The organism is Bradyrhizobium sp. SZCCHNS1050, assembly GCF_032484785.1.
In the GTDB taxonomy this organism is placed as follows: Bacteria; Pseudomonadota; Alphaproteobacteria; order Rhizobiales; family Xanthobacteraceae; genus Bradyrhizobium.
The window spans coordinates 63282-75590 of record NZ_JAUETR010000003.1 but is presented as its reverse complement, the minus strand read 5'-3'; the positions used below and the strand labels follow the sequence as shown (position 1 = coordinate 75590).

The 12309-nt window shown below is 69.1% G+C and carries 2 protein-coding genes (1 of these 2 cut by a window edge); both read right to left on the bottom strand.

Features of this window, described 5'->3' with window-relative positions; genetic code table 11:
- Positions 1-2587, bottom strand: the beginning of a protein-coding gene (locus QX094_RS32315; protein WP_316188456.1) for a non-ribosomal peptide synthetase. Its footprint begins 4004 nt before the window's first position; the window shows 2587 of its 6591 coding nt (coding positions 1-2587); it begins with the start codon at positions 2585-2587; the stop codon falls past the left edge of the window.
- Positions 2584-12309: a non-ribosomal peptide synthetase gene (locus QX094_RS32310; RefSeq protein WP_316184433.1), complete on the bottom strand. Its 9726-nt coding sequence runs from the start codon at positions 12307-12309 to the stop codon at positions 2584-2586. The genes QX094_RS32315 and QX094_RS32310 overlap by 4 nt, the downstream gene beginning before the upstream one ends.

Genomic DNA, 12309 nt, shown 5'->3' with positions numbered 1-12309 from the left:
AATCGGGACGGTTGAGATAGCCGCGGGCAACCCCTGCCCCGCCGATCCAGATCTCGCCGACGGCACCGCGCGGCACCGGCATGCCCTGGGCGTCGAGCAGATAGATCCGCGCGTTGGCGATCGGGCGACCGATTGGGACGACACCGCCGGCGAAGCCGGGCGGACGGCGCCATGCGGTGGCGCAGACGGTTGTTTCCGTCGGGCCGTAGGCGTTGAAGACCGCGATCTCCGACGGCAGGGCCTCGAACAGCTCCGGCTTTGGCAACTCGCCAGCGAGAACGAGCACGTCGAGCCCGGAGAGCCGCGCGAGGTCCGAGCGGCCCTGCAGCATCGCCGGCGGCAACGTGGCATGGGTGATGCGATGTTCGGCGAGATAGTTCACCAGCTCCGCCGCATCGCGGTGCTCGCGGCTTCCGAGCAGATGCAGTTCGGCGCCGGCGCAAAGCGCCATGACGATGTCCCACACGCTCGCGTCGAAGCTGAAGGAGGCGAATTGGGCGATCCGGCTGTGCGGACCGGTGTCGAACAGCCCGATCTGGGCCTGCGCGAGATTGACCAGGCCGTGGTGCTCGATCATCACGCCCTTCGGCTGTCCGGTCGAGCCCGAGGTATAGATGACATAGGCGAGGCTGCGCGGCGTCAGGCCACGGGCAACAACATCCGGTGCGCCCTCCGGCAGCCCGCTCCAGGCCGGCGCATCGCTCTCCACATCCACGACCGGACATGCCACGCTGCCGAGCGTACTGGCGCTCGCGCCGTCACAGAGCAGCAGCGTCGGCCGGGCATCGGCCACGGTCTCGCGCAGCCGCTGCGGCGGATAGGTGGGATCCAGCGGCAGATAGGCCGCTCCCGCTTTGAGGACCGCGAGCACGCTGACGATCGCATCGATGCCGCGCTGCTGGCAGATCGCGATCAGCCGGTCCGGACCAGCGCCCAGCGCGACGAGATGATGCGCGAGGCGATTGGCGCGCAGCTCGAGCTCGCGATAGGTCAGGTTGACCTCGTCATGGACCAGCGCCACCGCCGACGGCCGGCGGCGCGCCTGCTCGGCAACGAGATCCTGAATGCAGCAGTCAGGCGGCGTGAACGAGCGCGTGCGATTCCAGTCATCCAGCAGCAGCGCACGTTCCTCGGCTGGCAGCAGCTCGATGCGATCGACCGGCTGGCTGGTGTCGGCGACCATGGCGCGCAGCACCGCCAGCAGATAGGTGCGATAGCGCTGCACGGTCTCGGCGTCGAACAGCGCCGTCGCGTAGTTGATCTTGCCGGAGATGCGTCCACCGCTCTCACTGAGATCGAGCTCGAGATCGAACTTGATCTTGTGCTGCTCGGTCGCAAGGCGCTCGACCGCCAGGCCGGGCAGCGCCAATGAGCCGATATCATCGCTCTGCCATGCGAACACCACCTGGAACACGGGCGTGTATTCCGGATGCCGCGGGGGCTGGAGCGCCTCGACAAGATGCTCGAACGGCAGGTCCTGATGATCCTGCGCCGCAAGGACGGCCGTCTTCACCCGCTCGATCAACTCGGCCACAGCAGGACCGCCCGAGAGGTCGAGCCGCAGCGCCAGCATGTTGACGAAGAAGCCGGCCAGGCCTTCGAGCTCCGAACGCATCCGATTGGCGGTCGGCGTGCCGATGACGAGATCCTGCTGGCCGGCCAACCGCGACAGCACGAGGGCCCAGGCGGCCAGCACGATGACGAACGGGGTGGCGCCGAGCGCGATGCTCAATTGCCTGATATCGGCCGAAAGACCGTCGTCGATCTCGACAGGCACCGCGGCGCCGGCGTTGGATCGCGGTGCAGATCGCGCCCGGTCCGTCGGCAGTGCCAGCAAGGACGGCGCGTCGCGCAGCACGGCGGTCCAATGATCGAGCTGCCGCTGCAGCCGATCTGCCGTCAGCGAATGGCGCTGCCATGCTGCATAGTCCGGATACTGAATCGCCAGCGGCGGCAACGGATCATTGCCGCCTGCAACGAAGGCGGCATACAGCGCCGAGAGCTCGCGGACGATGACGCCCATCGACCATCCGTCGGAGATGATGTGATGCTGGCTGAGCAGAAGGACATGATCATCATCGCCCAGGTCGATCAAATGGCTGCGGATCAATGGACCCCGCGCAAGATCGAACGGCGCGCGCGTACACTCATTCAGCAGATCGGCCAGCCGCGTTTCGCGGTCCGGCCGCCCGCGAAGATCGTGCACCTCCAGCGGCAGGCTGGTGTCCGGCGGCAACAGCGCGACCCGCGGCTCGCCCTGCTCGGCGACGAAGACCGTCCGCAGCGCCTCGTGGCGGGAGAACAGCCGGTCGAGGCTGCGGCGCCATGCGCCGATGTCGAGCCGGCCGCGCAGCCGCAGCGCCACATCGATGTGATAGTTGGTACTTCCATTCTCGAGCTGGGCCAGCAGCCAGAGCTGCTGCTGCGCGAAGGAGAGCGGCAGCGAGCCCCCGCGATCGGCGATCGGGATCGTGTTTGTATCGCGTCTGGGGACATTGCGGCCGCGCTGTCGCGCGCGCGATGCCAACCGGCGCAGCGCCTCCGGATCGAGGTTGTGCAGAAGAGGCTGTCCTGATTGTCCGCTCATGATAGCTCCGCTGTCATCAGGTCCTCAAGTTCACCTTCGGCGAACTGCTGCTCGATCAGGCTGATGGAGAGGACGCGCGCGAACTCCGCCAATTCCGGATGAGCGAACAGCTCGGACAATCGCATCGATGTGCCGAACTCCTGCGCGACACGGCTGAGCAGCCGTACCGCCAGCAGAGAGTGGCCGCCGAGATTGAAGAAGTGATCGCCCCGCCCGACGCGGTCGAGGCCGAGCAGCTCCGCCCAGATGCCGGCCAGCGTGATCTCGATCTCGCCGACCGGAGCTTGATAGTCGGCCCCCGCTTCGCCTTGTGAGGCCAGCGGCAGCGCCTTGCGGTCGACCTTGCCGTTCGGCGTCAGCGGCAGCCGCGGCAGCACGATGACGCGCAACGGCACCATGTAGTCCGGCAGCGCCGTCGCGAGCGCCGCGCGCAGCTCGCCGCCATCGAGCGCGCACTCACTGCCGACATAGCCGATCAGGTTGCTACCGCCACCGACATCCTGCGCGACCACGACGCTGTCGCGGACGCCGGGCAGCGCGCGCAGCCGCGCCTCGATCTCGCCGAGCTCGATGCGATGCCCCCGTATCTTGACCTGGTGATCGGCGCGGCCGACATAGTCGAGCGCGCCATCGGCACGCCAGCGCGCCAGGTCGCCGGTCCGGTACAGCCGTGCACCGGGGCCGCCGAACGGATCCGGGATGAACCGTTCCGCGCTGAGCCCGGGCCGCTTCCAATAGCCGCGCGCCAGTCCCTCGCCGCCGATGAACAGTTCGCCGGCCACGCCGGGCGGCGCCAGATTGAGATTGGCGTCGAGCACGTAGAGCGTGGTATTGCCGATCGGACCGCCGAGCACCGGCATGGGATCATTGGCATCGAGCCGGTGGCGCGCAGACCACACCGTGGTCTCGGTCGGCCCATACATGTTCCAGGCCTCGCCGCTCAGCGCGACGAGCCGCCGTGCCAGATCGGGAGCCAGCGCCTCGCCGCCGCTGAGCACGCGACAGCGACGAGGCAGCGCGGCGGCCTCGTCATGATCGAGCAGCATGCGCCAGCTCGACGGTGTCGCCTGGATCAAGGTCACGCCGTGCCTGGCCACGATCGCCTTCAGCGCCGTCGGATCGTGCGCGGAGGCGCGGTCGGCCAGCACGATCCGGCCTCCCCGGGTCAGCGGCAGCCACAGCTCCAGCACCGCGATGTCGAACGACAGCGAGGTCAATGCCAGCACGCGGTCGTCCGATGCGATCCCCGGCTGCTCGGCCATCGTCGCCAGGAAATTCGTCACTGCGCCGTGACGCACCATCACGCCCTTGGGCAGGCCGGTCGAGCCCGAGGTATAGATGACGTAGGCGAGGCTCTCCGGATGAATGGCGAGGTCGAGGTTGCCGGCGTCGCCTCCATCGTCGATGCGATCGAGCAGCCAGGCTTCGGCTCCGCTGTCGGCCAGCGCGGGCGTGAACCGATCTTGCAGCTCGGCTTGCGTGAGCAGCAGTCTTGCGCCGCTGTCGCCGAGCATGTGGGCAAGACGCTCGGCCGGATAGTCCGGATCGAGCGGCAGGTAGGCGGCGCCGGCCTTCAGCACGGCGAGCAGCGCCACAATCATCTCGGCATCGCGCTCCAGCGCCAGTCCAACCACGACATCGGCGCCGATCCCGCGCGCGCGCAGTCGCCGCGCCAGCCGGTTTGCCCGCGCGTTGAGTTCGCCGTAGCTGATCCGGCGGTCGCCGCAGACGATCGCAACCGCGTCCGGGACGGCCTTCGCCCGCGCCTCGATCTGCGCCACGAGGCCAGGCGCCGCGCCGATCGACAACGGTCGGGGTGACGTCTCGCCGATCGCAGCTCCGCTCCAGCGCAGGACGCACGCCAGCGCCTCTCCGTCGACCGTGCGAAGGCTGCCGGTCGGACGGGTGGCATCCGCCGAAATCCGCGTCAGCCAGTCTCGCAACGACGCGCTCACCCGGCGAACCGCATGGTCGTCCAGTTGCGCGCGATCGTAGTTGAAGTCGAGGCGCAGGCCCTCGGGTCCATCGAACACGATGACCGCGATCGGATAGTTGGTCGGCGTCACGTGTTCGACCCGCCCGATCTGCGGCCCGGCACCGTCGCGCGCGGTGAGCGACTGATCGATCGGATAGTTCTCGAACACCATCAGGCTGTCGAACAGCGGCTGCCCGGCCCTGCCGGCCAGGCGCTGGATCTCGTGCAGCGGCAGCCACTCATAGTCGCGCGCCGCGACGCTCTGCGCCTGAAGGGTGCGCAGCCAGTCGCCGGTCGCGGTCTGCGGATGCGCGCGATCGATCAGCGGCAGCGTGTTGATGAAGAGGCCGACCATGTTCTCGGCGCCGGCAAGCTCGGCCGGACGGCCCGAGACCGTGACGCCAAAGCAGACCGCGCTTTGCCCGGTATATTGCCGCAGCAATTGGGCCCAGGTCCCCTGCAGCAGCGTATTCATCGTGATGCGCTGCTGCGTCGCGAACCGCCGCAGGCGAGCCGCGAGATCACCGTCCACGCGCAGCGTCAGCCGGCCATGGCCGCTCGCAGCGTCGATCGCGCGGCTCGCACGCAAGGCGTCGGCGAGCGGCGTGGGCTCGAAATCGCGCAGCGTCTCGCGCCAGAAATCAGCGGCTGCCGCCTGGTCGCGCGTCTGCAGCCAGGCGATGTAGTCGCGGTAGCCGCCTTGCGCCGCCGACGGCGCGGCGCCGCCGATCTGCTGCAGCACATCGGCGAGCAGCCGCGCCGAGCTCCAGCCATCGATCACGATGTGATGATGCGTCCAGATCAGCCACAGCCTGTCTTCGCCGAGCCGGATCAGCCGCAGCCGCTGCAGCGGCGGCCGGGTAATGTCGAAGCCGAGTTCGCGCTCGCGCCGTGCCGCCTGCGCAAGCGCCGCATCGATCTCCGCCGCCGCAGCCCCGCCCGTGATACGGCTGCGCCAATCCTCGTCGACGACGGGCACGTCGAGCTGCCGGTAGACGATCTGCTGGGCTGCTCCGGACAATTGTTGCCAGGCGAACCCGGTCCGCAGCACCGCATGCCGCGCACTCGCCGTCTGCCATGCCGCACGCAACCGCGCCGGCGTCACACCTCGAAGCTCGATCGAGAGCTGGTTGACATAGACGTCATCAGCGCCGTCGCGCAGCGCATGGAACAGCAAGCCCTGCTGCATCGGCGACAGCGGGTAGATGTCCTCGATGGAGCGACAGTCGATGGTCGCGCAGAGCCGGTCGAGCGCCGCCTGATCGAGCCCCGCGAGCGGAACGTCGGACGGCGTGAGACCGCCGGCGCCGCCGAGGCAATGATCGACGAGACCATGCAGCGCCGCGCGATAGAGCTCGGCGAGCCGTTCCACGGTCGCGCGCCGATACCGCCGGCTTCCATAGCGGAAGCCGAGGCGCAACCGCCCGTCACGCACCTCGCCGTTGATGCTGAGCCAGGCCCGCAACGGCGTGTCGGCGGCCCGCATCGGTCCCGGATTCTCCGCCGCGATCCGGTACGGCGCGGCCGCACCGAGCTGGCCGTCGAAGCGGCCGAGATAGTTGAAGACGATACGGGGGTTCGGCGTCGCTGCCAGCGCGTCGCGATGTTCTTTCGCGCCGAGATAACGCAGGACGCCATAGCCGAGCCCGCGATCGGGCATGGCGCGCAGCGTCTCCTTGACGCGGGTGATGAGCGCACGATCGGTCTCGCTGCCGCCGTCGAGACGCACCGGGAATGCGCTCGTGAACCAGCCCACCGTCCGCGTGAGATCGATGTCCGCGAAGACATCCTCGCGGCCGTGGCCCTCCAGCTCGATCACGACGCCTTCGATCCCGCTCCAGCTCCAGAGCGCGCGTGCCAGCGCGGCCAGCAGCAGGTCGTTGACCTGCGTGCGATAGGCCGCAGGCGCGGCATCGAGCAGCCGTTCAGTCAGCTCCGCCTCGAGGTTCAGCACGACCTCCTCGGCGTCGGCCTCGGCGTCGGTGCCACCATGATCGTCGTCACAGGGCAACTCGCTGCCGCGGGAGGACGCGAGCCAGAACGGCAGTTCGCCTGCGAGCCGATCGGAGGCCGCATGCGCGCGCAGTCGCTGCGCCCAGGAAGACGGCGCGGAGCTCGTGGGCGGCAGGCTGACGGCGGCCGCCTGCCCCGCCACCTGTTCGTAGGCCGACGCGATGTCCTCGAGCAGGATCCGCCATGACACGCCATCGACGGCGAGATGATGGATGGCGACCAGCAGCCGCTGGCTGCCGTCGCGCATGTCGAATCCGACGGCGCGCAGCAGAGATCCCGATGCCAATGACAGGCTCGCCTGCGCCGCCGACGCGATCGCGCTGACGTCGGCCGGCTCGACTGCCGTGCGGAGCCAAAGCAGCTCAGGCGCAGCAGGCAGGTCGGCCGGCACCGCCTGCCATTCACCCGCGATCCGCCGATACGTCATGCGAAGCGCATCGTGATGCCTCACGACGGCAGCGAGCGCCCGCTGCAGCACGCTCCAGTCGATCCGGTCCCGCGGGATCAGCAGCACCGCCTGGTTGAAGTGATCGCGGTTGGAGATTTCCTCGGCAAAGAAGCGCAATTGGATCGGCAGCAGCTCCGCAGCGCAGGCGTTCATTGCGTTGCGTGCTGCTGCCGGCGGCGTCATGGCCGGCGCGGAGGTGGTCGCAACCACGCCGGCCAGCGCCGCTATCGTCTGCTGCGCGAACATCTGCTTCGGCGTCAGCATGACGCCGCGCTTGCGCAGCCGTGCAATGATCTGCAGGCTGAGGATGGAGTCGCCGCCGAGCTCGAAGAAATTGTCATTGCGGCCGATCCGCTCGCGGCCCAGCACGTCCTGCCAGACGGCGGCGATGGCCTGCTCCACCGCGCCGACCGGGGCGACATACGACAGCACGGCGTCCTCGTCCGGCTGCGGCAGCGCCGCGCGGTCGAGCTTGCCATTGGCGGTCAGCGGCAGCCGCTCGAGCACGACGATGCGCGACGGCACCATGTAGTCCGGCAGCATCGCCGAGAGTTGCTGCCGCAGCGCCTCCGGCTGCAACACGACGCCGGCCGCGGCGACGCAATAAGCCACGAGCTCCTGGCGTTCCTGCTCGGCGTCGACGGCGCGGGCCACGACGGCGGCATCGGCGACGCCGTTCAACGAGGAGACGGCGCGGCTGATCTCGGCGGGTTCGACGCGGTAGCCGCGCAGCTTCACCTGATCATCGCGTCGGCCCAGGAACACGATCCGGCCCGCTCGATCACAGCGCACCAAATCGCCGGTCCGGTAGAGGCGTTCGCCTGCAGGTCCGAACGGATCGGGAATGAAGCGCTCGGCCGTCTGTCCAGGCGCACCGCGATAGCCGCGCGCCACCCCGGCGCCGCCCACATAGAGTTCACCGGCCACTCCGGCCGGGACGATATTCAACGCATCGTCGAGAACGTAGGCGCGCAGGTTCGCAAGCGGCAATCCGACCGGCAGCACACCTTTGGCTTCGGCGTCCGTCCACTCATGGGTCGTCACGCCGACTGTCGTCTCGGTCGGGCCGTAGTGATTGACGATCCGGCAGTGCGGCCGCAGCCGGCGGACCTCTTCGATCAAGCCGGGATCGCAGGCGTCGCCGCCAAGGATCAGCACGTCGCGCGGCAGAACGTCGGCCGAGCGCCGCGCCCGCAACAGGCCGCGCAGATGGCTCGGCACGATCTTGAGGACGCCGACCTCGCCGTCGCGCATCGCTTGCGCAAACGCATCCGCATCGAAGGCGGCATCGGCCGGCAGCAGATTCAAGGTCACGCCGCTCGCAAGCGCGCCAAACAGCACGGTATGGCCGAGATCGGCGGCGACCGTCGAGACCATCGCCATGCCGGCGCCGGCGCGCGGCTGCAGCCGGGACAACAGCGCCTGAACGTAGTTGGCGAGCGCGCCGTGCGACACGGCGACGCCCTTGGGCGCACCGGTCGAGCCCGACGTGTAGATGATGTAGGCGGTCTGCGCCGGATGCGGCCGCGAGGCATCGAACGCGCCGGAGGACGCATCGCCGCGCAGTTCACCGTCGAGCGTATGACACTCCAGCGCCCTCGCCGCAGCCAAGTGCTCGCCGGTTGCGACCAGCGTGCCGATGCCGCCGCCGCGAAGGATGCGATCGACGCGCGCCACCGGCCATGCCGGATCGAGCGGCACTGCGGAGCCGCCCGCCTTGAGGACGCCGAGCAGCGCCGCGACGAAGGCCGGCGACCGCTCGATCCACAGCGCCACCGGCGTCTCGCGCGTGATGCCGGCCGCGACGAGCACACCCGCGATGTGGTCCGACCAGCGCACGAGCTCGGCTGCGCTGACGGTGTCCCGTCCCTGGCGCAGCGCGATCCGATCATCGCGGCGCGCGAGCGCAACACCGATCAGATCGAGGATGTCGGTCGCGGGGAAGCTCGTCGCCTCCGCCACGACGGTCTGCTCGACGCCGCGCGCGATCGCGAAGTCGCGCAGCGGCCGGTCGGTGGCGGCCGCGATCTGCCGCAGGAAATCGACGAGCTGGTTCCCGATCCGCTCGACCGTCGTCACGTCGAACAGATCGGTTGCGAAATTCAGGCTCGCATTCATGCCCGTCGGGCCGTCGACGATGTCGAGCGCGAGATCGAAATGCGAGCCGGCGAGATCGACGATGCGTGGCTGGGCGTGCAGGCCATCGCCGAGCGCAAGTCCGTCAGGCGCGGCCATGTAGTTGAACTTGACCTGGAACAGCGGATTGTGGCCGCCGGAGCGAGTCGGCTTCAGCGCGTCGACGAGACGGTCGAACGGCAGATCCTGATGCGCCAGCCCGGAAATGACCTCCTCCTTCGCCCGCGCCAGCAGCTCGGCGAAGCTCATGCCGTCGGTCACGTCGGCCCGCAGCACCAGCGTATTGACGAAGCAGCCGATCAGCGACGCCAGCTCGGCCTGGCGGCGCCCGGCGACGGGCACGCCGACGCGCAGGTCGGAGCGGCCGGAGTAGCGGAACAGCAGCAGCTGATAGGCGGCGAGCAGCAGCATGAACATGCTGACGCGATGCTCCCTGGCGAGCGCGCGGAGCCTCAGCACCAGATCTGGCGCGATCTCCACGTGGATGGTGTCGCCGCGATAGCTCTGTATGGGCGGCCGCGGCCGGTCGAACGGCAATGCAAGCGGCGTATCCGCATCACCGAGCCGCTCGCGCCAGTAGGAGAGCTGCTGCGCGGCCTCGGGGCCGGAGAGCCAATCCCGCTGCCATGCGGCGTAGTCGGCATATTGGATCGCGGACGGCGGCGGCAGCGCCCCTGCCCCGCGCCGGAGCCCGTCATAGAGCGCGGCGATCTCGGCCAGCAGCACGTCGAGCGAGAGCCCGTCGGCGACGATGTGATGCGCCGACACCAGCAGTTCGTGGCGGTCGTCCGCGAGCTGCATCAGCACGGCGCGCAGCAGCGGGCCATTGACGAGATCGAACGGCCGCGCCAGCTCCTCGCGTGTCCGCGCCGCGACGCGCGACGCGCGCTCCGCCGCCGGGCTGCGCCGCAGATCCTCGACCGCGACGGGAATGTCCGGCGACGCATGGATGACCTGCACGACGCGGCCATCCGGGGCAGAGAAGGTGGTGCGCAGCGTCTCGTGGCGGGCGACGATTTCGGTCAGCGCCTGCACCAGCCGTGCTTGATCGAGCGGGCCGTCGAAATGAACCGTGCAAGCGATAGTGTAGGCCGTGCCGGCCGGATCCATGCTCCAGAGAAACCACAGCCGCTCCTGCGCGGGCGACAGCAGCTCGCGCAGCCCCGCCGGTGCGGACTGCAGCGGCGGGAGCATTGTCGCGTCCGCGCCGGCCGCATCGATGAGCGCTGCGAGCGCGGCGAGCGTCGGCGCATCGAAGAAGCCGCGCAGCGCGAGCTCGACCCCGAACTGCTCGCGCACCATCGCCGCGATCTGGGCGGCCGCGACCGAATTGCCGCCGAGCATGAAAAAGTCGTCGTCACGGTCGACGGTCGCGCGCCGCAGCACATTCCGCCAGATCAGCGCAAGACGGCGTTCGGTCGCCGTCGCAAGCTCCGGTGACGGCGAGGGGTCCGCCGCCTCACGTCGCCGTTCGAACACCATGAAGCTGTCGAGCGTGCCCTGCGCCCACCTGGCGCGACAGGCGGACCGCTGCAGCTTGCCGCTGGTGGTCAGCGGCATGCCTTGCGGGTTCAGCAGCACGACCACTGCCGGATATTCCTGCGTCTGCCGCATGACCGAATCGCCGATCGCCTTGATCAGCACGTCGGCCGGCGTTCGCCGCAGTACCGCCCTGCTGAACTCGGCAGCGACGCCGATGCCTTCGACGCCATCGATCTCGACCGGGAAGGCCGCGACACGTCCCTTCCGCACCGAGGCCACCTCGGTCTCGACGGCCTGCTCCAGATCGAACGGATAGATGTTCTGGCCGCGGACGATCAGCAGATCCTTGAGCCTGCCGGTGACGACGAGATCGCCTTCGCGGACGAAGCCGAGATCGCCCGTCCGCAGCCAGCGCGCGCCATCGCGAAGGACGAACGTCTGCTGAGTCGCCTCGGGATTGTTCCAATAGCTCTGCGCGACGCTCGGACCTGCGACCCAGATTTCGCCGACCTCGTTCATCCCGGCGTCGGCGGACGCATCGACCCTCATGATGCGCACGGCATGGCCGTCAGCCACGGCGCCGCACGCCATCAGGTCCGTGCCCTCGCCGGCCTCCGCAACGCGGCCACCCGCGAGCGCCGCGGGATCGAGCGTGTGACAAACCGCCCGGCTCGCGCGGTCGCCTGCCGTCACCAGCAAGGTCGCCTCGGCAAGGCCGTAGCACGGCGTCAGTGCGCGAGGATCGAGGCCCGCCGGCCGGAAGCGCGCGGCAAATCGATCCAGCGTCGCGCGGCGCACGAACTCCGAGCCGGAGAACGCGAACCGCCATCGGCTGAGGTCCAGGCGCGCGATCGCTTCGTCCGAGATCCGGTCCGCACAGAGCGCGAACGCGAAGTCCGGCCCGCCGCTGCAGGTGCCGCCGTGGCGATCGATGGCGTCGAGCCAGCGTCGCGGCTGCTCGAGGAAATTGCGCGGCGACATCAGCACCGCCGTGAAGCCCGTGAACAGCGGATTCAGCAATCCGCCCATCAATCCCATGTCGTGATAGAGCGGCAGCCAGCTGACGAAGACGTCGTCCCTGGTCCCGCCGAGCGCCGCTTCGATTGCGATCTCATTGGCGACCAGGTTCCGGTGAGTGACGCAGACCCCCTTCGGCTGCGACGTCGAACCCGACGTATACTGGAGGAAGGCGATCGCATCGCCGTGCAAGTCCGTCTCGCGCCAGGATGCGGCGGCATCGACCGGCACCTCGTCGACGGCAACAACATGAGCATCGGTCTCGCCGACCGAAGCGACGACGGCGTCGCGAAGCCGCGCCTGGGTGAGAATGAGTCGTGGCGCCGCATCGCGCAGGATGCCATCGAGGCGGCTGGCGTAGCGCTCCTTGCCGGTCTCCGGCGGATAGGCCGGCACGGCAATGACCCCGGCATAGAGGCAGGCGTAGAACGCAACCGCATAATCGGGCCCGTTCGGCAGCAGGATCACGGCACGCTCGCCGGCACGCGCGAGCTCCTGCAGATGCGCCGCAAGCGCGCGGATGCGCCGGTCCAGCGCAGCGAATGTCAGTTCGTCGACGACATCGTCGCCTTCGATGAAGCGCAGTGCCGGATGGCCGGCGCGCGAGGCGGCATGTTCACGGAGTTGTTCGACGAGGGTCTGTGTCGGCAT

Excerpts from the sequence above, each read along its gene's own strand:
- QX094_RS32310 (WP_316184433.1), bottom strand. The coding sequence starts at position 12,309 with ATGCCGACACAGACCCTCGTCGAACAACTCCGTGAACATGCCGCCTCG.